Genomic DNA, 21953 nt, shown 5'->3' on the forward strand with positions numbered 1-21953 from the left:
TTTAACTTCTAATTTTTAGGTACGTATATACACATCTGATATTAGTGGTTTCTTCATCCATTGAGATGTATTGTGTTTTCGTCTGCGATCCGCACACCATCAAGCCAGAGGCTTATCGTCCCCGTGGTCGGATATGATTGAGTTGTAGTTGTGTACACCCACAAATCCAGAACTTTAAAAAGAATTTGCAGAAATATGAATTCACTCGAACCAAGCATAAGTACTGAAGTCCCTGCATCTGATGTTATGCTCCAGATGATTTCTGGCTTTTGGGTGTCACGGGCAATCCACGCTGCTGCTAAACTTGGTATTGCTGACTACCTTAAGGAACAGCCAAAGACAGTAGAGGAACTAGCTGCAATCACTGATACTCACATGCCATCTTTGTACAGATTACTGCGTGCGCTTGCTAGTGTGGGTATATTTGCTGAAGATGACCATCATCGATTTGGCTTAACACCCTTGGCTGCGACGTTACAAACGGATGTTCCTGGTTCAATGCGTTTTTTTGCCATTTCTGAACTGGGACAAGCGCACTACTTAGGCTGGGATAACCTGCTGCATAGCATCAAAACTGGTGAGATTGCGTTTGACCACATCGCTGGAATGAGTGTTTGGGATCATTACCTTAAAAACTCCGAAGCTGGCAAGTTGTTTAACTGCGCCATGACAAGTCTAACAGCTTTTGTTTTGGAAGCAATTATTTGCAGTTATGACTTCTCAGCATTCAACACTGTTGTTGATGTCGGAGGAGGTCAGGGTAGTTTGGTGACTAGCATCCTTAAAGCTTATCCGACTGTTAAAGGCATTGTCTTTGATATACCAACGGTGATAGAAGAAGCAAAATCTCACCTGCAAGCACAAGGTTTTGCAGATCGCTGCACGGTAGTGTCGGGGGACTTCTTTGAGTCAGTAACAGCAGGTGGTGATGCTTACCTTCTCAAGCACATCATTCATGACTGGGATGAGGAAAAAGCGATCGCTATTCTCAAAAACTGTCATCAGGCAATGTCACAGGATGCTACACTCCTACTGTTTGAGACAATAGTTCCTCCTGGGAATGCATCTTCTTTTAGTAAGTTGTTTGACCTCAATATGCTAGTTATGACTGGTGGACGCGAACGCACAGAGGAGGAATATCAAGTGCTACTGCTTCATGCTGGCTTCCAACTTACCCAAGTTATTCCAACCCTGTCACCAATTAGCGTTATTGAGGCGCTAAAAATTTAAAGGATTGGCTGAAAATTTAGCTCAACAAATTATCGAAGCTGCACGGCGATTACCCCGCAAAGTATACTTACCTAATCCAGATTCCCTAAGCAAAGAGTTTACCCACTTTCAAAAACATGGGTGTAGGGCAATACTGTTCGGTTAAGGCAAGAGACGCGATGAATCGCCGTCTCTACAATAATCAGTTTTTCGTTTTGACAGTAATTTATCGCGTCTTTGTGATGATTTATCGCATCTTTACGATCTAGAATTTCCATCAAAAAACCTTAACCGACCCGTATTGGGGTATAGTCAAGAACAAAGTTTTCATCGTTATCGTCGCGATCAACATCGCTACAAACATAACCGATACTGCTACAGGGAAGGCAGAAGCTGCTACAGGGAAGGCAGAAGTTGCTATAGGGAAGAGGTATGTCAATACGGTTCGGATAAGACTTGATCCCCCCAACCCCCCTTAAAAAGGGGGGGCTAAGAATAGCTCTATTTCCCCCTTTTTAAGGGGGACTAAGGGGGATCTTTAAGGACTATGCACCTTAACCGAACCGTATTGAGAGGTATGTTGCTACCGTCACAACTTTGTACTGTAGTAGCTTTTTAAATTCAACTTAGGTGATTTCTAGCGAAGAAAATACCAATGCTGACGAGTTTCGACTCCGCTCAACTCTCGACTATGAAGTTGGTTGAGCAAACTTGTACTGAGCGCAGTTGAAGTAGTCGAAACCAACGGCTGGGGTAAATTCATTAATGGAATTCACCTTAACTATGAAATATCACACTCAGTAAAGGCAGGAACGCCAGCAAAAAGCCATGCCAGGATTGCAATTGAGCTTCTGGGGTTGCTTGCGGTGGTGCTAATAAAGCTTCTACTCTTTGTTCTAAACGATCTGCACCAGAGGAACCTAATGCAGCACAGCAAATTTCTGATAAGACGGGGCCGCTACTAACTACTAATAAAAGTGATTCCGCTAACACCAGAGGGTCTACCTGCAATGCTGCATAACCGTCGGCACGGAGTTCGCGCAGACCTAACAGTTCTTCCCACAAAGGCTCTGTATTCGGCAACCATGCAGTGCAAGAACGTACCCAACCCAGCCAGAAAAACCAGAACGTATCCCTATAATGGTGATGCCCTTGCTCATGGGCTAAGACGCTTTCTAAATGAGCGGGTGAGAGAGTTTGCACTAATCCTTGGCTAACCACTAGTTCTGGTTGCCAAAAACCAATTTGACCTGCAAATAACGCGCCCGTTTGCAGCAGTCTGGCTCGTCTATCGCCAACATTCACTAAAGGACAGTTACGGGCAGATTCTACAGACTGCCAACCCTGGAAGGCAAGTTTAATGCATGAAATGGCAAAAAATGCTAAATAAATTAATGCTAGTAAATAGCTAATTGAGCCTGTATACATCCCGCCCATTTGTCCTTGAGGCCCCATGAACAGCACAGCGATCGCAGTCATGAAAATTAGCAAGGGGGGGAAGAGAAACAAAAATAGCGATCGCCGCCACCGCAGACTCCAACTTCCTTGGGGTTGATTCCAAGCGGATCTTAACCACCAGGCGACTGCCAAAGCATTTAAAATCATCATCAGATGCATCATTGTTCCTCCCTGGCTTGGCGTGCAGATTGAATACGTTTGGCGATCGCTGCTATTTGCTCACTAGCTGCTTCATCCAGACTATCAGCAAAGGCAGCAACAACATCGGGGTTTCCCACCGCTAAAAATCGCTGTAACTGTTCGTGAGCTTTGATGACATCTGATTGTTGCTTACTCAGCATTGGCCGCCAATAGAATGCCCGCTCTTTCTTGTCGCAAGCCAGCCAACCTTTATCAGTGAGGCGACGTAAGACGGTGGTTACAGAAGTATACGCTAATTCGCGGTTGGGATCAGCGAGGATGCGATCGTGTACATCCTTGACTGTAGCTGAACCAAGTTCCCAGATGATATTTAAAATTTCCGCTTCCAACGGGCCTAAAGATAGTTGTTTAGGGCGGTAGTCGGGTAAAGGTGCCATAGCAATTTCAATGGGGAGTGGGGAGTGGGAGAGACACGATTAATTGCCTCTGTACTGGGGAGTAGGGAATGAGTAAATATTTGTCCCTTTGGGCTGTAGCCTTATAACTGTAACTTTTTCCCCATTTAGAAAGTCTGTTCTTGTTTTAGATTACAAGATAGTGCAGCAAGTCTGAAAGTCTAACAGCATAAAATGCGCTTTTTGAGTATTTATTAGGGATTGAAAAGAGGCAGAGGTGCAAAGGAGCAGAGGGCAGAGGGAAAAACTTACTGCAACTTCTTCGGTCACTGAGCGACTTGCCTTGACTTGTGCCGAGCGGAGCTGAGGTAGCCAAGTCGAAAGGAGCCGAAGTGCTGCTCTCCAGACCCACCCCATCTATGTATTGGATAAGATACATTTTGTATTTTGATGATAAAAAATTTTCCTGGAGCAATTGTGACTATAGTTAGTGACATCAACTAGGTAGAATGTTATTTGCGGCAGTAGTATTAAAGCAGGTGTATCCAGCGCGTGAAGCTATTCGTATACCACACTCCTGAATTGACTCCAACGGATGAAGCGCCAGAATGTGCGATCGCAGTCGATGTCTTGCGAGCCACTAGCACAATTGCGACAGTTTTGGCAGCTGGAGGCGAAGCTGTACAAGTATTCAGCGATTTAGATCAGTTAATTGAAGTTAGCGAAAAATGGCCTCTTGAAAAACGTCTGCGGGCTGGAGAACGCGGCGGTGCGAAAGTAGCTGGCTTTGAGTTGGGTAACTCTCCCCTCGACTGCACACCTGAATTAGTGCAGGGGAGGCGTTTGTTTATCAGTACCACAAATGGCACCCGTGCTTTACAACGGGTGCAAGACTCCCCAAATGTATTAGCAGCAGCCTTGATTAACCGGGCGGCGGTGGTGCAATTTCTCCGAGAGTTGCAACCAGAGACAGTATGGATTGTCGGTTCTGGTTGGGAAGGCAGTTTTTCTTTAGAGGATACAGTTTGTGCAGGTGCGATCGCTCATAGTCTTGTGCAGCAAACCCAGTTGTCACCAGAAGAACTCGCTGGTAATGATGAAGTAATTAATGCGATCGCTCTTTACTCTCAGTGGCAAGATAACTTATTGGGATTACTTCACCAAGCTAGTCACGGTCAACGATTGTTGCGTCTTGACTGTCAAGAAGATTTAAAATATTGTTCTCAAACTGATATTTTAGATGTCTTGCCAATACAACATGAGACGGGAGTTTTAAAAAGTCAAAGGAAATAGGGAGTGAGGACTGGGGGAGGAAGAATTTTAGATTTTGGATTTTAGATTGAAATTTAATCCAAAATTTAAAATCCAAAATCCAAAATTGAATTGCCCTATGCCCTATGCCCACTCTTGAAATCTGTGAGCATTTGTCGGAGTCTTTGTCGCCAATGGGGAGGATAAGTCCCTAGAATGGCTGAAATTTTTCCACAAGCAAGGACGGAATAGGCAGGGCGACGGGCTGGCGTCGGATATTCAGCAGTTGTAATCGGGACAATACGTTCAACTTTTAAAGGGAAGCCCAGCTGTTGGGCTTCTTCAAAAATGGCAACAGCAAAGTCATACCAGCTAGCAACGCCGCTATTAGTGTAGTGATAAGTGCCGCTAATTTTTGGGGTTAACTGAGGAATCATCTGGGCTATGACTGTGGCTATATCTTGCGCCCAAGTCGGGCTACCAATTTGATCGGCGACAACACGAAGTTCTTGGCGTTCTGCACCTAGTCGCAGCATGGTTTTGACAAAGTTACTTTTGCCAAAGGTTCCATAAACCCAAGCAGTACGGAGGATGAGGTGGTGGGCGCAAGTTGCCCGAATTGCTTCTTCTCCAGCAAGTTTCGTTTTACCATAGACACTCAAGGGATTAGTTGCATCGGTTTCCTGGTAAGGGCGATACCCATTACCATCAAAAACATAATCGGTCGAAATATGAATTAGAAAAGCTCCTAATTTTTGGCTTTCTTGGGCAATAATTAGGGGTGCAGTAGCATTAATAGCAGTAGCAAGTTCGGCTTCGCTTTCGGCTTTGTCTACAGCAGTGTAAGCAGCAGCGTTAATGATGATTTGCGGTTGGTTGGATCTGATAATGCTGCACAGAGTATCAGGCTGGGCAAGGTCTATTGTTGGGCGTGCCACTGAGATAATATCGCCATAGGATGGGAGTATTTGTTGCAGTTCCTTACCCACTTGACCGTTGCTACCAATCAGCAAAATTGATTTACTCATCCTAATTAGTTCTCGAACCTAACGCAATCATTAAGCTTAATCAAATACTTCAGCAGTTTTCAAAGGTTTCCCGGCTTGGTCTTTAGCTGATAAAATGGGTGGCGCACTCAGAGGCCAATCTATAGCTAAATCCGGATCGTTCCATAGAATTGTGCGATCGCTTTGAGGTGCGTAGTAATCTGTAGCTTTGTAGAGAACTTCGGCTATTTCTGAAAGCGCCAGAAAACCATGAGCAAAGCCTGGTGGTATCCACAGTAGGCGTTTGTTTTTAGCACTTAGTTCATAACCTACCCATTTACCAAACGTGGGTGAACTTTTTCTAATATCTAGGGCTACGTCAAAAATACTGCCAACAATCGCACGAATGAGTTTACCTTGGGGTTGTTGGATTTGATAGTGCAGCCCACGCAGGACGTTTTGTTTAGAGCAAGAGTGGTTATCTTGGACGAAGTTTGTAACAATCCCTATCTCTTGAGCGAATTTTTGGTGGTTGTAGGCTTCAAAAAAGAAACCGCGATCGTCTGCAAATACTTGGGGGTCAAGTTTTAGAACTTCGGGAATTTTGGTATGTACAATGCTCATTAATATTATTTATAGGATGTGCCGCAGTGTTCTGATTGTTAAATGAATTTCGCATTTATATTTTACAGGCACTGTGTTCCAACTTTGACGATGGTTTGTCCTCTTTTTAAGAAGTAAATCACGTTAGTTCAATTTGACAGTCATCGCCAATCAGAAATCGCAAGGCTTTGGGGCGACGGGGTGCAAGAATCAATTGTGCCCTTTGCCCAATCACACTATCGATAATGCGCTGATGAATTCCGGCGATTTTAGCACCTTCTAAAATAACACTGTGTTCTAAATCGGTATCAATGAGTGTGACATTGTTAGCAATGCTACTATAAGGGCCAATAAAGCAGTTTTCTAAATGACAATTGCTACCAATGACTACTGGCCCCCGAATTGTGCAGTTAATTACTTTAGATTTTGCACCGATTTGGACTCGCCCAATAATCTGACTTTGGGCATCAATTTCGCCCACAACTGATGCTGTCAGATAGGTATCGAGAATTAATCTATTAGCTTCTAGTAAGTCATCTTTTTTACCAGTATCTAGCCACCAACCTTTGAGATTATAGGCTAAAACTTGCTTTTCTTGATTAATGAGGTATTGAATGGCATCAGTGATTTCCAGTTCGCCTCTGGTGGAAGGTTGAATATTTGCGATCGCATCATAGATGAGGTGAGAAAAGAAATAAACCCCTACCAGTGCCAAATTTGAAGGCGGAACTTTGGGTTTTTCAATTAACTGTAATACCCGTCCTGTATCATCTACCTGAGCCACACCAAAGGCGCTAGGATTGGCAACCGAACGTAAGAGAATCAAAGCATCTGGCTGTTGTTGGCTAAATTGTTGCAGAAAGTAACGTAACTCACCTAATTGAATCAGGTTATCGCCCAAGTACATGACAAAAGGAGAATCTCCTAAAAACGGACGGGCGATTTGAACGGCATGAGCAAGTCCAAGTGGCTGGTCTTGTATGATGTAGGTGATGTTCGCTCCAAAGTATTCTCCATTTCCAGTTTTCGCTTGGACTTCTGCCCCAGTTTCCGGGCTGATGATGATGCCAATATCAGTAATACCAGCAGCGACCATTTCTTCAATGCCATACCATAAAACAGGTTTATTCGCAACTGGGACGAGTTGTTTTGCTCCGCTATAGGTGAGGGGACGTAGGCGTGTACCTTTTCCGCCAGAGAGAATTAGTGCTTTCATAAGGATTGAGGATTAATTACAAGTCATTAGTCAAGATAATCTGAAATCTGGACAAAATCCCAAATCCTGGCATCTAACATTCTGGCGTTAGATTATCTTTTATATGTAACGGGATAAAACTTCGACGGTTGCTTTTCCTGTTTTTTCCCAACTGAATTGTTGAGAGTGAGTGATACCTTGGCTAGAAAGGCGCGATCGCAATTCCAAATCAGTTGCAATAACCTGCATCGCCTCTGTAATTTCTCCGGTGTTGTAGGGATTGATTAGAATCGCTGCATCGCCAGCCACTTCTGGTAAGGAGGAGAGATTGGAGGTAATGACGGGAGTACCACAAGCCATTGCTTCGAGGACAGGTAAACCAAAGCCTTCCCAGAGACTGGGGAAAACCAGAGCGATCGCTTCATTGATTATTTTTGGTAATTCGCCATACGGTACATAGTCAAGGAACTTTACCTGATTAGTTATACCTAGTTTCTCTACTTGCGCTTTTAAAACTGGAGTATAACGGCGATCGCTTGGTCCTGCTAACCAAAGTTCATAGTCTTGACGGTTAGGCAGTGCGGCAAAGGCCGTAATTAAGCGTTCAGGATTTTTGTGAGGATTATGCCGTCCTAAATAGAGAAAATAATTTTGCGTTGGTAAATCCAAAAAACGAAACTTTTCGCTGTCGTATGCTAGTGGAATCGCAGTTATTTTGTCTTCGGTAACTCCCAAAAATTTCCTTAAATCTTCAGCAGTTGCCATTGAATCACAAATAACGTGCTTTGATTGTCTTATTACAGCACGAATATAATAGCTGCAATAAAGTCGCTGCGTTATAGAAAACCATTGTGGAAATCTTAAAGGAATTAAATCATGAACAGTAACGACATAAGAACAGGAAGAAAATAAAGGAGCCTCTGGGATAGGACAAAATAGTAATGTAGACTTCATCTGTCGATATAAATTTGGCAGTTTAAATTGCGTCCATAGCAGACGCTTTAAATGGCCTTTCATCCCAAAATCCGTCGTCATATCTGGTGGCGAATGATGAGATTTAATACCAGAAATTCCAATTGGACTTAATACATTAATGTCTAAGTTTTTTAGCTCTTTTAATAAATTAAAACTATAGCTTAACCAACCAGTAGGCTGTGCTGGGGCAAAAGATAAATTGACTAATATAGGCATAATAAAATTACTACATTATTAATTAGATACAGGTGCTTTGATAGCAGATTTTTTAGTTGTAAATAACAAGATGATAACTTTCAGACTATTAGGATTAGCTGTAGTTATAAATTCCCAAAAAAATTTATAGAAAAGATATATACGTAATAGTAATTGTTCCCAGCAAGGGCGATGTTTTTGATAATAATAAATCTGGCTACGTCTATATTCTATAGCCATTGTATTTGCAGCCTTTTGAATCGAGTATCCTTTCAAATGAATCAAAGATACATGAGGCGTGTAGATAATTTTATATCCTTGATTATGCGCTCTTTGGCATAAATCTGACTCTTCAAAATACATGAAAAAGTTTTCATCAAATCCACCTAATTCATCAAATAAACTTGAACGAATAAAAAAAGCAGCCCCTACAACAATATCGACCTCTTGAATTTCTTGGAATTTCTGCTCAATCAAATTTTGCTGAGAGATATTTTGATAAGCTTGGTGTATCTGACGAGCTTGATATTCACCTTGAATTCCTAATGCTGGTGAAATAGAAATTTGTAAACTACCATCTGAATTCAACAATTTTGGGCCAATAATTCCTACCTGTGGGTCTGCTTCCATCAACTTAATTAGATGCGGTAAAATATTACTAGTAAGTACCGTATCAGTATTTAATAAAAATAAGAATTCTCCACTAGCAAATTTTGCACCTGCATTATTTCCTGCTCCAAAGCCGCGATTTTCTTTCTGTTTAACTAGGCGAATTTGGGGGTAATTTTCTGCAACTAATTCAACACTACCATCGCTAGAAGCATTGTCCACAAGAATGATTTCATAGGTAGGTACATCAATAAATTTTTGTATAGATTTTAAACAATCTGGTAGAATTTCTGCTCCATTATAGTTAACTAAAATAACGGATACTGAGATAGGTTGCTGCTGGTTCATTTGTTTTGGATATTGCTCTTGGTCGCTTGAAATATGGGCAACACCTTGAAGATATAATTTTGAACTCGTTGAATATCGAATAAAATTTTAAAAATTAAAATTCGTAGTGCTATGCCTTCAGAACGATATCCTACTTTTAAACTTTGGTAACACAGCTTAAAAACAGCCCAACCAAAATCTAATCGCCGATCATCAAAAGGATTAGACCAGCTTGAGTCTAATTGTTGGTAAAATCTAGCCTGAAATGCTTTACTCAAGTTACAATGAATTAAATAGCTTTTACCTGTAATTCGATATTTTTTCCTGAACCACAGCATAAGTTCAGTGTAAAAATTGCCCGCATTTTGCATTGCTCCTACTGCATTGGAACTATGGAGCCTATAGCGGACTAAAGGTTGCCGAATATGGCCAATTTTACCTTTTTGAATTGCAACCAATGCTACCCACCAATCGTGATGCAAACCAACCTCATTTCCTTGTGGAAAGGGTAGAATATAAGTGAGTAGAGAAGTACAAAACAACAACGAGCATCCCGTTACCACATTGCGAAGCAGTAATAACTCCATCGTAGCTTTTTCAGGATTACGTCCTTCAAAATTCCAGGTAGAAGGATGGATTATTTCATCATAACTGTTGATAAGTTCCAGGTCAGAATGGACTAGAAGCATTTGTTCTGAGCGTAGTTTTGTTATCAATATTTCTAGCTTTTCTGTTTGCCAAATATCATCTTGATCTGAAAAGGCGATCGCTGTAATGCTAGGGTCTTGAACACAGTATTGCAAACCCCGTTCAAAATTATAATAATGTTTAAGATTATGGCTGTGAAAATGATAGATAAATCGTGAATCATTTTCAATAATTTTCTGGATTTCAGTTTGATATTCCGGCTTAGAGCAGTCATCAACAATATGACAAATCCAGTTTTGCCAAGTTTGGTTTTGAATTGACTTAATCTGTTTATAAAAATATTCAAGTTGAGGATTATAGGTTGCTAAAACAATGCCAATTTTTTCTTTATCCTGCATTTGAGTTAAATTTATAAGTTTGACACAAAAATTTTGACTAAACTAGTATTTTGGAAGGATTATTTAGTTAGTTTTAGATTAGTTTGTTTTATAGATGTTGAGCATAATAAATCTCCTCTAGTATCTGTCGAAGATTATACTTGCATTACCATGTTGGATAGTGAGAACTAAACACATCTGAAATGTACCGATGTCCAAAATTTCTAGATAAACTGATAATTTTAATTTCTGGATGTGAAAGTCTTAATTTTATTAAAATTTCAAGAGAGGCATCATAACTACCATCGTTGATAAAAATAACTTCACTGTTACCATCAATTTATCTGAGAACTTTGTGCAGTCGCTGCCATAGTTCTTATATAACTTCTTCTTCATTAAATATGGTAATTACAACTGAATATTTGATTTATTTTAACATTCTATCCCGGTTGCCTCCTGAGAGCAAATTGAGCGTAATGAAAAGGAGTATTGAGATTAAATTAATTATTGATTAATGACTATTTTATTAAGAGTTTATCATGTAATTATCACGCAACACTGATAATTTTAACTCAAATTTTCTTTGCCATTCAATTAGAAGTATCAAAGCAAAAATAAAGCGTTCTCGAATAATACCTTGCTGAAGATCAACCTTTACCATTTGACATATTTGGTTAATATCTAATCCTGGAAAGTGTATTCCAGCAAAATAATTATCGACTCCACCATAAGTCTCAAACCACTGTTTTAGCCAATTTGCCATAGGTAGTACAAACCCTTGTTTACGGCGCTGCATGATTTCCTTAGATAACCAACGCCCAGCCACGCGACGCAGAGCGATTTTGCTTATTTCGTTCGACATTCTCTCATGTTCTGGTAGATTTAGTCCAATTTCAACTAGTTGTGGCTGCAAAAATGGGGCACGTCCTTCTAAACTATGAGCCATTGCCATTCTGTCATATTTCACCAGCAAATCATCAGGTAGCCAAGTTGCCATGTCTGCACTACTGGCTTTTTGCAAAGGGTTTGCAGCAGAGTCTAGCCAAGATAGCAAGTCACGTTCCCAGTCATCCATTTCGGAACGCGATCGCCCCATAAGTTGTTCGCGCTGTGCTGCATCTGACAACAACGGAAACCCAGAAGGTGTGATTGGCAAAGGATTATGCACTAAACTTTGATATGATTCCGATGTGTCAGGCGATCGCACCAGTAATGCCTTAAGGCTGTTTTTCCAACTTTTTTTGGAGGCAAAACGATTATAGTAACTGTATCCGGCAAATATTTCATCTGCACCTTCTCCAGATAGCACCACAGTGACGTGTTGCTTTGCTTCTTTGCACAGCCAGTAAAGCGGTAGCATCGCTTGATCGCCAATTGGCTCATCCAAAGCAGCAGCTACCTGTGGGAGCAATTGGGCAAAGCTGTTGTCATCAAACATGAAATGATGATGATTACTGCCAATGGCTTGAGATACTTGCTGAGCATAAATACTTTCATCATGGTCTTTTGAGCAAAATCCCATAGAAAAGGTATCTATTTGGGGATTGTGCCGAGCGGCGATCGCTGCCACAATTGAACTGTCGAGTCCTCCTGAGAGAAAAACACCAACAGGTACATCAGCGATTAATCTTGACACAACAGCATTTTCTAGCTGTTTAGCTAATTCTTCATCAGATACGCGGCGTTGTTTATCAATGGGAATTTGATAGTAGCGAAATCTTTGTGGTACAGGGTTGTCTACCGAAATGCAAAGCCTTTCACCTGGTAATACTCGCTTAATATCTTTGAGAATCGTGCGATCGCCAGGGACAAAATGTAGCGCTAGATAGCGATCTAAACTCACAGGATCTATCTCGTTATTAACCCACGGCAATGCTGCCAAAGCTAACATATTTGAGCTATAAGCAAAACGCCCTTGGGCGTAGCAGTAAAAAAGTGGCTTTTCTCCAAAGCGATCTCTAGCAAGATGCAGCTCGCGACTTCTACGATCGAGAATGGCGATCGCATACATCCCGTCGATTTTTTCTAGCAGTCCTTCAATTCCCCATTGGGCAAAACCATGAGCCAAAACTTCTGTATCGCTGTTAGTTTTAAAGACAAAACCTTGCTGTTCTAGTTCTTTTTTTAGCTTTTGGTAGTTATAAATTTCACCATTTTGAAAAGCAATAATTTGTCCATCTTCACTGGTGAGGGGTTGCCAGCCTTGCTCTAAATCAATAATAGAAAGGCGACGCATTGCCATCGCCACAGAACCTTCAATAAAGTTTCCAGATCCATCAGGGCCACGAGCAAGCATCACATCTTGCATACTTTGAATCAAAGCATTAGGAATTTGCTTTAATTTGGTGTCAATTAATCCAACTATTCCGCACATAGGATTTTAGCTTTGCCAGCAGTCCATGATTTGTTTTTCTCAAAATTGCTATAATTTCAGTATCGTTCTGCTCAACATGCACGATTTCAAAAGAATGATTTAAATATTTTTGTGCCCTGAGCAAAAATTCTGGAAATGTCGAATCATTCCACACATGAAAATGGATACTATAGTTGATTTCAAGTAGTTTCTGTAGGGAAGCATCTATCTCATCATCTTTTACTTTATTTACAAGTACTACCCACTCATGGAAATGTTCTATTCGGGAAACTTCGCTACCTTCTCGATCGTCTCTTACAAGATGTTCAAAGCTTGTCAGGGGTCTATCTAAGTCAAAACTATGTCTTTTATCTGGTATTGCATAGTAGAGTATCCCACTATTACGTAGTTTAGATAAATGATTCCTAATGGTTGCCAAAGGGTTCTCACAATGTTCAAGCAGATGATTCCCAATAATAAAATCTACTGAGTTATTTGTGATTCTTTCAAGTTTTTCGCCATTATCGATAATATCAACATTTACTAATTTATACTGATTCAGTTCTGGATATTGCAGACGAAGTTCTTCCACACTTAACCTATCTACATAGCGAACATTAGCTTTTTCACCTATCCATAAAGGGTAATGAAGTGCGCCAACTTCTAAACCTTGACCAATAAGGTATTTATTGCTAATTTTTCGCCTTGCTTGTAGCATATGCTCTGGTATGATGCTCATCTCGATTAATCCTAGATAAATTCATTAGTTAACACTAATTTCCAAAATCTGCTTCCCGGAAAATATGGGCATAATTCTGCACCATATCCTCAAAGTTATTTAAATATCCTAATACATGACGAGAATTATTTGCGAAGTGCGATCGCATCTTTTCATTTTTAAATAAGCATACAATGGTTTCAGCTAACTGTATATATAGGTTTGTTTTTAACAAAGGCAAAGATAAGAAAATGATAGAAGCATTATTTATATTTTACTAACATCTTTAGCTTTTTGTAAATATTTAATTCCATCCTTCCATAGTGCCATCCTACAAATAAAGAAATTACTAAACTAATCAAGCAAATTTCAGAGTTAATTGGAAAATTAAACATATTTTTGCTAACACTAAAAATAACTGTAATTATCGGTACATGAACCAGGTATATACCATAGGAATAATCACCAAATGTCTCTGCAAAAGAAGTAATTGTTTCGATGAATAAGATTTTTTTGTTTTTGTTTGGATACTTATCTCTTAAATATGCAATCATAATAATCATGGAAAATCCAGTACCCAGCATCAAGTTTTTAACTAAAGTAGCTGTACTGATATTGGATAAAAATACTAAAGAAAATGCAATCATTATGCCAAGATAATCATAACTTTTATTCGGTTTTTCTATTTTTTTAGCAATTAAATATGCAATACTACCACAAATGAATAATAAATTAAATGAAGAAAATAAGATATTACTAATATATGGTTTAAACAGAGTTTGTGTATGAAATATAAAATCCCCAACAATAATTATATTAAACCATGTAATTAAGAAAAATAAATATAATCTCTTCAAAATACGAGTGGTAAACAATGAACAAATCAAGTAGAAAAATACTTCATAAATCAACGTCCATTCTATGCCAAGTGGATACTGTAGTTCTCCGAAAGGTAGAAGAGTAATAGCTAAGTATAACTTTTCATTTTCTATAGAGCCGAATATCATAACTTTAAAAAAAATAACTAAAATAACTGCTATTATGTATGTAGGATATATTCTTAATATCCTAAGTCTGAGAAAATCTTTATAATCAATATCTATTAAATAAGCCATAAGAAAACCGGATAATACGAAGAAAAATAATGCGCCATAAGCAAAATTTTCCTTAAAAATTTTAAACCAGTTTTCGTAATTATTTCCTATCAAAACTGAATATATATGAATATGATAGAAAATTACAGATAGTGCAGCAATAGCTCTCAGTATCTGTAGAGATTTAAAATACATATAATTTTATTTAATTAATAAATTTAGTAGGAAAGTGAGCAAATTTTAATTCTATATGTAGTGTACCATTGTCAAATATTATTGTGCGATCTAAATTAGTATATTCAGAGGCACAGGAAGCAAATCAAAATATTTGGAATCTGCACTAAATATACGTAGGGTGTGTTAGGGCTTCCGTAACGCACCATTCGTAAGGATTTGGTGCAGTAATCTCGGCGATAAAACACCCTACGTATCTTTTCAGAAATCAAATATTAGTCCTATATTAAGTATTTTACTATTAAGCTTTGTTGAGAGTGCAATCTCCGCTTTGTCTAGATATTCTTGAGAAAGGTTTTGTTTTCTTTTGTTCTGAGCACAAAATTGGGGAAATTATAGACGATCAAAGCTATTATGGAACCGCATTTCACACTATAGATTATGTAATGGAGAACTGGACAAAATACTTTTCATTGTACCAATATACACAAAGTTTTCTAGGGCATCAAGATTTAGTCATTTTAAAAAAATGTAAATAATTGGTAGTATATTTGATAATTGCTCATAAATTTTACTTTTGAGCAGCTTCTACATCTGGACGATGACTACCATAAAATAGAGATGCATAAGGCTTTTGATTAAGATACAAGCTTAACTGTACATCTTGAGGTTTTTGAGGTATATACCAACCAGAAAATCTAGTTAAATAGCTTAGTTTTCCCTGATTTTGGGTATCCAGATTAAACAATGGCATAGAAAATTTACTTTTTAGTTGGAGAACATGAACTAAAATATGCTTCCCGAAAAATATGGGCATAATTCCGCACCATATCCTCAAAGTTATTTAAACAGCCTAATACATGACGAGAATTATCTGCGAAGCGCGATCGCATCTTTTCATCTTGTAATAAACGTAAAATGGCTTCAGCTAACTGTTCTAAGTTACTAGGGTCATAAAAAATAGCATTATTTCCTGGTTGTACCTGCTCTTGAACTCCAAATACAGGTGTGGTGATAATCGGTAGTCCATAAGCCATTGCTTCTAAAATGACTCGTGGAAAGCTTTCAATCCGAGAGGTCAGGATAAAAATATCTGCGGCTTGGTAATATTGGGCAATATCAGGTGTTTCTGGGATGATGCTGACTTTTCGCCTGATCGCCTCTGGGAGTTGGGTGACAAGATTTTTTAACTCAGTACTGTAACTACTGGGGCGATCGCCTACAATAAAAACTCTGACTTTACCATGCCATTCCTGAGGGAGTTGTGCTAACGCTAATGCTAGATCGTGTTGTCCCTTGCGTTCACAAACAGTTCCCAGCAAGAGTAAGATAACTTCATCTTCACTAACATTCAGCAATTTTCTGGCTTTGTCCTTTGTCCAAGTTTTGCTTTTTTCCTCTAGCCTTTCTAAATTTAGACCATTGTGAATAACAGTAAAATTGTGATGGCTATTCAAAGCTAAGTATCTTTGTTTGGTGGCATCAGCTACAAAAACTACCCGGTAAGGAAAGCGAAAGCATTCTAAAGCACGAGCCGCAATTTCCTGCCCAAAATTATTGAAGTAAGTTTGCCAAGGTTCACTTTCTCGCACATTCCAAATTGAGGGGATGCCTAAATTTTTGGCCGCGGCGATCGCGTAAAAAGTCTGTAATGTATTACCATAAATTATCTCTACTTTCAGTTCTTCAATGAATACTGCTAATACAGAGATTGCTTGGTTATAATCATTATTTGTGACTACATCCTGAAGTGGATGTTCTTTCACGTATACAGGAATTCCTTGGCTCTCATAATCTGTCTTCAAAGGGCCATCTTGAGGCGAATAAATTATGGGGTCGATCGCACCCATTTCTTTAAGTTTGACAGTTACTTCATACTGACTGTAAGGGGCACCTTCCCAATTCAAATTATGAGTAAATACGAGAGTCTTAATTGGCTTTACTGAGCCAAGTACAACTCTGCGGGGCTGGATTTTGAACTGCTCGTCATTTAAAGACAAGTGAGGGCTATACCAAGGATCAATTTTGTCATTGTATTTACGTTTGAAGGCAGCTGGTTCTCTGGGATCATCCCTAAAACCTCTAGACGCGCCTTCTTTATGAAGCAGTTCGGCAGTAGGGCAATAGACCGAACGGTATCCCTTTTCTAGTAACCTATAACAATAGTCCACATCGTTATAAGCGACCGCAAACTGCTTCTCATCAAACCCGCCTAATTCCAAAAACAACTGGCGAGAAGTGAACAGACACGCAGCCGTAACAGCCGAATAATTCCGGTTAACTTTTGCATATGAAAGATAACCAGAATCCCAGCTAGGCACATTTTTAAAAGCTGGCCCTGCCAAGCCGTGATATAAACCATGAATGATCCCAGCATGTTGAATGGTTTGATTGGGATAAAGCAAGCGAGCGCCTACAGCTCCTACCCCTTGAAATAAAGCCAAGCCCATCATTTGACTTAGCCAATGGGGAGATATCACCTCAGTATCATTATTCAAAAATAGCAGATAATCGCTATCTACTTGCTCGGCCGCACGGTTATTAATAGCAGCAAAATTAAACCCAGCACCGCCATTTCCAATCTGCAAAACTTGATGAGGAATTTGGTCTAGATAAGCCAGTGTTTTCGGATCGTCGCTTTCATTATCAATCACGACAATTTGATAATTCTTGTATGTCGTCTTTTTCAAAGAATTTAAACATGCTTGCAGTAAAGTCAACTGATTTTTTGTCGGAATAATAATTGTTACGCTTGGTCCTCGATCGGGAAATTGGTATTCAAATATTCCACACCCTGCTTTTGCAGCCCAATCTGGATGATAGACAGTTCCCGAAATGCCTCGACGTTCTAGTGCTTCTTGCAGAGCTTTTTGTCCAGATGTAAAGCTAGCTGGTTTGGCAGAACCCGATGTTGCTGTTGAGCCTGGAACTGCTCGCCAGTGATACAACACTAAGGGCAGATGCCCAACGTGATGAGAAATTTCCGTAGCTCTCAAGGCAAAATCGTAGTCTTGCGACCCTTCAAACCCAACCCGTAATCCCCTAATTTCCTGGAAAATACTGCGTTTAACTACGCATAAATGACTGAGGTACATGTAGGACAATAGCAACTCTGGCGACCAATCCGGTTTAAATTGTGGGGCAAAGCGACAGCCGTTAGTATTTATCTTGTCGTCATCTGAGTAAAGAAAGTCGGTTTCTGGATGCTCTACTAAATATAAAGCCACTTCCCCAAGAGCATCAGAGGTTAGCTCGTCATCATGATCCAAAAACACTAAATAATCAGCATCAGCTAAACTAGCAGCGCTGTTGGTTGCAGCGCTAATGTTGCCGTTTTCTTCTCGAAAAACTACCCGGATACGTTCATCACTGGCAGCCCATCGCTTTAAAGTTAAACGTACTACTGGATCGGTGCTGCGATCGTCAGCAATACAAAGTTCCCAGTTTTCATAAACCTGATTAATGACGCTGGCAATAGCTGATTCCAGAAATGGAATTTGGGGATTGAAAACAGGCATCACCACCGAAATCTTCGGGAGGCTGGTTTTGGCTGCCTTTAAACGGTAAGTTAGATGAGAGAGCGATCGCTCATTTAACTCATTCACTTCTAACCACGCGTCATAAACATCAAGGGGTTGAGGAATCAGGAAACCAGGAGGAAGTGCTGTTAAATCTGGATCTAAATTTTTTTGTTGTCTGTAAAGGTCGATCGCCCGCCTTGCTAATAAAGGTAACTCTCCCAATGTGGGGAAGCGGCCGAGTCGTTGGCGTCTTTCTAATATTCGCTTACCGATCGACTTGGCAAATTTGATTGATTCCTGAAATCTAAGTTTCCATCTGTGCAAAAACTTAAAACGGTAAACAACTAATACCTCAGACGCCGGAAAGTTTACTATTTCACCTGACTCTAAGTAACCATTTAAAGTAATTTTCCAGCTTCCAGGCGGCACATCAATGTTGACAATAAATCCACTATTGATGCTGTTGGGCGATTCTGAATAAACTTGCCCTACGTCTTTACGAGAAGAACCGTAGGTACAATCGACGACCCTTTTACCACAGGATAGTGTTAATTTAGTAACCTTCAACTTGGGATGGAAGCACCACCCAGAAAAACAAATATTACTGTTTTCTTGCTTCCATTCTACAGGACTATCGAATGCAGCCTTGATAAATAAACCTAATTTTTTCATCTGTAACTGCTCGAATTCTGCCTGAGTTTGTTGCAATTCCGATTGTTCCCGCTCCAGTTCTGTCTGAGTTTGTTCCAATTCCGATTGCAACTGCTCCAATTCTGCCTGAGTTTGTTGCAATTCCGATTGCGATCGCTCTAGTTCCGCCTGAATTTGTTGTATCTTTCTACTGTTTGATATATCGAAAGAATTTGTCATTTTATACAGATCCGGTAAGGTAAAACTGTACTCATTCTTCGCTATCGATAAGATATTTTTATTTTGGAAAAGACAAGAGAGCTTTTCATATCCAATACTTTGGATTAAAGACAAACTATGACTTAAGTATAAAAATGCTTTTTCTAATTCATACTCTGCACCTTCTTGGAAATTACTTTTTCTTATATTCTTTTCAAAAGCTTTTTTGAATAATTCAATATTAACGTCATCAAAAATATTTCGATATATTTGATATTGTTCAAATAGAGAACGAACCGAGTTATTTGGGTGACTTAAGTTATCTTCATTTTGGCGGATTCGGTACTTGACTAACTTATCTTCCATGATGAAGATATCATATTTTTTAACCAGTTTTATCCACATATCAAAATCTTGTAGCTGAATGGATGCCAAGTTGAATAAACCAGCTTCCAATAACATCTTTTTTTCTAAAAAAGCGGTAACAGCACATAAATAGTTACCTTGCATGAAGAAGTAGTTGAGAATTTCTGCACTAGTTTTGTTGCTATTATTAAAATAATTTCTAGCGAAATGCTTTCCTGTGACTGGATGACTGTCATCATCTATGAAATCAACAGAAGAAAAAATTACTTGATTAATCTTTGTATATAAATATTGATATTGTTTTTCTAACCGTTGTGGATAACAGACGTCATCCCCAGACATTAAAGCAATATACTTGCCTCTAGCTGCTATAATACCTTGATTTAGACCAGTACTCGTACCTTGATTTTCTTGATTAATATAAACAATCCGACTATCTTGAAAACTTCTAATAACTTCATCATTTCTATCGGTGGAGCCATCATTGACAACAATCAACTCAAAATCTGTAAAAGTCTGCTCTAGAACACTTTGAATAGCCTCAGCAATATATTTTTCATGGTTATAAGTAGTCATAACGACACTTATTAAAGGCGAATTTAGTCCCATTTATAAATCCTCATCCTAGAGTTGTTATTAATGCTTGAATGAATTGATGTTTTAGATAACGAATTTTAATTGGGTAAATCTTAATCTTCCTTTTTAAGTTCGAGATAACAAGTTTTGAAATCAAGAAATAGCAGTTTCATTACTCTCCACTCGTACATTTGCTATAAATTCCTGGTAATCTCTGTAATAGTCAGCTTCGTCATAAAAAGTAGAAGCTAAAACCATACAGACAGAACCAGAGGAAAAGTTGTCAATTTCTCTCCAGATCATAGGACAGATGTAGAGTCCATAATAGGAGCGATTCAGGTGGTAGCGTTTTTGCTCATAACCATCATCTAAAATTACATCAAAGCTTCCAGACATAGCAATAATCAATTGCTGTAACTCTTTATGGGCATGTCCGCCTCGTTCAGCACCTCCAGGAACATCATATAAGTAGTAAACTCGCTGAATCTCAAATGGAATGTGCCTTTTACTTTCAATGAAAGTTAAGTTTCCTCGTGGGTCGGTGATTTTAGGAAAATCAATAATTTTACAGTTAACAATCATAAATAGTTTTTCTGATTAAAAAATAAGTCGTAATAATTTTATCCAAGAATTTTAAATATTTTATCAATTTCAACTAAATATAATTTACTAATTTCTACTACCTTTCGCCCTATAGATATTGACTAATATTTGATAATTTAAATCTTTTGGTATGTCTTCCACCTACTAGATGCAACTTCTATTATAAAGTATGTAATAGATGCTAACAAAGTTGATAAAATGAGAGTAGCAATTAACCTTCTATAAAATGCCTCAATAGGGATTTGTGATGTAAATATAGTACTAATTTTTGTGACAATTGGTAGATGCCATATATATACACCATATGATAGATTTCCAAACAACTCCATAACTCTTAATGGATTTCTTAAGATAGCGCTAAATGATAAAGTTTCATTTTTTATTGAAGGTTGATAAATGTCAAATTCAAATACAAATATGAAAAAAGATGTGATTAATGCAGTTATTGGTTGCCAAATAAAAAAGCTTGTAAATGTCCTTATACCTTTGCCAGCACGCTCTGGTAAATTGCATAGCTCTTGATGATATAAGTGATGAGCAGTCAATATATAAAGAGTAATGAGCAATATAACAGCGAAATATTTCATATATGATTGAGGTACTTTCATTTTTTTATGATGAAAAAGTAATCCATTCACTATAAAACCACACAAGAACAAATCCATATTTGTCACTAATGGAGTATAGGAATATTGAATTACGTATTTGATTTCCTCACTAATTTGATGACGTAAACTAATCCAAAATATAAGCTTGACAACAAAAGTAAAAAAAATGATGAGAATAGCTGTAATGAAAATCTGTTTTCTACTAACTAAACGATGTAACAGAAGAATGTATAAGAAGGGAACAAGTATGTAGAACTGTACTTCTGTTGACAAAGACCACATCGCTCCATTCCATGTTGGTGGCAATGACTGATTATATGTGAACGTAATTATTCTAAACAAATATCCCCAGTTTTCTATTTTAAGAATATCGGTATAAACGAATAGAGCCAAAATCAATACAGCAAAATAATAGAGAGGACAGATTCTCAACAATCGGTTACGCCAAAAATTGATAACTCCTGGTACATCGGCAGTATAACGTTCAGTGTAAAAAGCTTTACCCATTAAATATCCTGACAGAGAAAAGAAAATCCAGACGCCTACACCTCCTGGACTAAATGTTAGCCAACTCAGGTCATAACCTTTATAAAAAATCGCATTTCTAGGAGGGCTACAGTGAGGAATTACTACCATTAAACATGCAAAACCACGCAGAACAAGTAGTGCATCTAAATGATTAGAATTATTAATATCTGTTCGGATAGTTGGAAGCATTACTT

Annotated in this window: 19 protein-coding genes; 2 read left to right on the top strand and 17 right to left on the bottom strand. The window is 38.7% G+C overall.

All coding sequences use genetic code 11. The features are described 5' to 3' along the window. Window positions 1-195: 195 nt before the first annotated feature. Entirely contained in the window at window positions 196-1230 is a 1035-nt protein-coding gene (locus V7K62_RS16025; RefSeq protein WP_334865558.1) for a methyltransferase, read from the top strand. Between the two features lie 98 nt (window positions 1231-1328). Here the strand turns inward: V7K62_RS16025 and V7K62_RS16030 are convergent, their stop codons facing one another. From V7K62_RS16030 to V7K62_RS16040, 3 genes are all read right to left on the bottom strand, one after another. Next, window positions 1329-1487 (bottom strand): hypothetical protein, encoded by a 159-nt coding sequence (locus V7K62_RS16030; protein WP_334865560.1) that lies wholly within the window; start codon window positions 1485-1487, stop codon window positions 1329-1331. A 499-nt stretch (window positions 1488-1986) separates the two neighbouring features. Next, the gene (locus V7K62_RS16035; protein ID WP_334866021.1) at window positions 1987-2826 is read right to left on the bottom strand and encodes a M56 family metallopeptidase; all 840 of its coding nucleotides are present in this window, start codon (window positions 2824-2826) and stop codon (window positions 1987-1989) included. Beyond that, the gene (locus V7K62_RS16040) at window positions 2826-3245 is read right to left on the bottom strand and encodes a BlaI/MecI/CopY family transcriptional regulator (RefSeq protein WP_099102645.1); all 420 of its coding nucleotides are present in this window, start codon (window positions 3243-3245) and stop codon (window positions 2826-2828) included. The genes V7K62_RS16035 and V7K62_RS16040 overlap by 1 nt, the downstream gene beginning before the upstream one ends. 510 nt (window positions 3246-3755) lie before the next feature. On the opposite strand from V7K62_RS16040, the gene V7K62_RS16045 reads away from it, so the two are divergent. Beyond that, on the top strand, window positions 3756-4496 hold the full coding sequence (locus V7K62_RS16045) for a 2-phosphosulfolactate phosphatase family protein (RefSeq protein WP_334865562.1): 741 nt from the start codon (window positions 3756-3758) through the stop codon (window positions 4494-4496). Between the two features lie 95 nt (window positions 4497-4591). On the opposite strand, the gene rfbD is transcribed toward V7K62_RS16045, so the two are convergent. The 14 genes from rfbD to V7K62_RS16110 all read right to left on the bottom strand — a co-directional run bounded on the left by rfbD (window position 4592) and on the right by V7K62_RS16110 (window position 21948). Next, window positions 4592-5482: a dTDP-4-dehydrorhamnose reductase gene (gene rfbD, locus V7K62_RS16050; protein ID WP_334865564.1), complete on the bottom strand. Its 891-nt coding sequence runs from the start codon at window positions 5480-5482 to the stop codon at window positions 4592-4594. Window positions 5483-5518: 36 nt separating this feature from the next. Beyond that, window positions 5519-6064 carry a dTDP-4-dehydrorhamnose 3,5-epimerase gene (gene rfbC / locus V7K62_RS16055; protein WP_334865566.1) on the bottom strand — a complete coding sequence of 182 codons (546 nt, stop codon included), beginning with the start codon at window positions 6062-6064 and terminating at the stop codon, window positions 5519-5521. 118 nt (window positions 6065-6182) lie between these two features. Beyond that, window positions 6183-7259 carry a glucose-1-phosphate thymidylyltransferase gene (locus V7K62_RS16060; protein ID WP_334865568.1) on the bottom strand — a complete coding sequence of 359 codons (1077 nt, stop codon included), beginning with the start codon at window positions 7257-7259 and terminating at the stop codon, window positions 6183-6185. A 99-nt stretch (window positions 7260-7358) separates the two neighbouring features. Beyond that, the gene (locus V7K62_RS16065) at window positions 7359-8429 is read right to left on the bottom strand and encodes a glycosyltransferase family 4 protein (RefSeq protein ID WP_334865570.1); all 1071 of its coding nucleotides are present in this window, start codon (window positions 8427-8429) and stop codon (window positions 7359-7361) included. Window positions 8430-8447: 18 nt separating this feature from the next. Further along, window positions 8448-9365, bottom strand: a complete 918-nt coding sequence (locus V7K62_RS16070) for a glycosyltransferase family 2 protein (RefSeq protein WP_334865572.1) — start codon at window positions 9363-9365, stop codon at window positions 8448-8450. Next, on the bottom strand, window positions 9362-10390 hold the full coding sequence (locus V7K62_RS16075) for a glycosyltransferase family 2 protein (RefSeq protein ID WP_334865574.1): 1029 nt from the start codon (window positions 10388-10390) through the stop codon (window positions 9362-9364). Before V7K62_RS16075 ends, V7K62_RS16070 begins: the two co-directional genes overlap by 4 nt. A 145-nt stretch (window positions 10391-10535) precedes the next feature. Further along, window positions 10536-10709, bottom strand: a complete 174-nt coding sequence (locus V7K62_RS31580) for a glycosyltransferase (protein WP_442937301.1) — start codon at window positions 10707-10709, stop codon at window positions 10536-10538. 186 nt (window positions 10710-10895) lie between these two features. After that, window positions 10896-12743, bottom strand: a complete 1848-nt coding sequence (gene asnB / locus V7K62_RS16080; RefSeq protein ID WP_334865576.1) for an asparagine synthase (glutamine-hydrolyzing) — start codon at window positions 12741-12743, stop codon at window positions 10896-10898. Further along, window positions 12718-13461 carry a hypothetical protein gene (locus tag V7K62_RS16085; protein WP_334865578.1) on the bottom strand — a complete coding sequence of 248 codons (744 nt, stop codon included), beginning with the start codon at window positions 13459-13461 and terminating at the stop codon, window positions 12718-12720. The genes asnB and V7K62_RS16085 overlap by 26 nt, the downstream gene beginning before the upstream one ends. Window positions 13462-13703: 242 nt before the next feature. After that, window positions 13704-14729, bottom strand: a complete 1026-nt coding sequence (locus V7K62_RS16090) for an acyltransferase family protein (protein ID WP_334865580.1) — start codon at window positions 14727-14729, stop codon at window positions 13704-13706. A gap of 550 nt (window positions 14730-15279) precedes the next feature. Further along, window positions 15280-15462, bottom strand: a complete 183-nt coding sequence (locus V7K62_RS16095; RefSeq protein ID WP_334865582.1) for a hypothetical protein — start codon at window positions 15460-15462, stop codon at window positions 15280-15282. Window positions 15463-15469: 7 nt separating this feature from the next. Then, entirely contained in the window at window positions 15470-20020 is a 4551-nt protein-coding gene (locus V7K62_RS16100) for a glycosyltransferase (RefSeq protein ID WP_334865584.1), read from the bottom strand. A 153-nt stretch (window positions 20021-20173) separates the two neighbouring features. Then, a complete protein-coding gene (locus V7K62_RS16105) occupies window positions 20174-20602 on the bottom strand; it encodes a sugar 3,4-ketoisomerase (RefSeq protein WP_334865585.1) in 429 nt (142 codons plus the stop codon). Window positions 20603-20739: 137 nt separating this feature from the next. Beyond that, complete coding sequence (locus V7K62_RS16110; protein ID WP_334865587.1) at window positions 20740-21948, bottom strand: acyltransferase family protein; 1209 nt, start codon at window positions 21946-21948, stop codon at window positions 20740-20742. Window positions 21949-21953 lie beyond the last annotated feature (5 nt).

Source organism: Nostoc sp., assembly GCF_036917935.1.
Lineage (GTDB): Bacteria > Cyanobacteriota > Cyanobacteriia > Cyanobacteriales > Nostocaceae > Nostoc.

Coding starts and splice junctions, on each gene's coding strand:
- V7K62_RS16030 (WP_334865560.1), bottom strand. CDS start 1,487: ATGGAAATTCTAGATCGTAAAGATGCGATAAATCATCACAAAGACGCG.
- rfbD (WP_334865564.1), bottom strand. CDS start 5,482: ATGAGTAAATCAATTTTGCTGATTGGTAGCAACGGTCAAGTGGGTAAG.
- V7K62_RS16075 (WP_334865574.1), bottom strand. CDS start 10,390: ATGCAGGATAAAGAAAAAATTGGCATTGTTTTAGCAACCTATAATCCT.
- V7K62_RS16110 (WP_334865587.1), bottom strand. CDS start 21,948: ATGCTTCCAACTATCCGAACAGATATTAATAATTCTAATCATTTAGAT.
- asnB (WP_334865576.1), bottom strand. CDS start 12,743: ATGTGCGGAATAGTTGGATTAATTGACACCAAATTAAAGCAAATTCCT.
- V7K62_RS16040 (WP_099102645.1), bottom strand. CDS start 3,245: ATGGCACCTTTACCCGACTACCGCCCTAAACAACTATCTTTAGGCCCG.
- V7K62_RS16095 (WP_334865582.1), bottom strand. CDS start 15,462: ATGCCATTGTTTAATCTGGATACCCAAAATCAGGGAAAACTAAGCTAT.
- V7K62_RS16065 (WP_334865570.1), bottom strand. CDS start 8,429: ATGCCTATATTAGTCAATTTATCTTTTGCCCCAGCACAGCCTACTGGT.
- V7K62_RS16035 (WP_334866021.1), bottom strand. CDS start 2,826: ATGCATCTGATGATGATTTTAAATGCTTTGGCAGTCGCCTGGTGGTTA.
- V7K62_RS16060 (WP_334865568.1), bottom strand. CDS start 7,259: ATGAAAGCACTAATTCTCTCTGGCGGAAAAGGTACACGCCTACGTCCC.
- V7K62_RS16025 (WP_334865558.1), top strand. CDS start 196: ATGAATTCACTCGAACCAAGCATAAGTACTGAAGTCCCTGCATCTGAT.
- V7K62_RS16070 (WP_334865572.1), bottom strand. CDS start 9,365: ATGAACCAGCAGCAACCTATCTCAGTATCCGTTATTTTAGTTAACTAT.
- V7K62_RS16090 (WP_334865580.1), bottom strand. CDS start 14,729: ATGTATTTTAAATCTCTACAGATACTGAGAGCTATTGCTGCACTATCT.
- V7K62_RS16105 (WP_334865585.1), bottom strand. CDS start 20,602: ATGATTGTTAACTGTAAAATTATTGATTTTCCTAAAATCACCGACCCA.
- V7K62_RS16100 (WP_334865584.1), bottom strand. CDS start 20,020: ATGACTACTTATAACCATGAAAAATATATTGCTGAGGCTATTCAAAGT.
- V7K62_RS16085 (WP_334865578.1), bottom strand. CDS start 13,461: ATGAGCATCATACCAGAGCATATGCTACAAGCAAGGCGAAAAATTAGC.
- rfbC (WP_334865566.1), bottom strand. CDS start 6,064: ATGAGCATTGTACATACCAAAATTCCCGAAGTTCTAAAACTTGACCCC.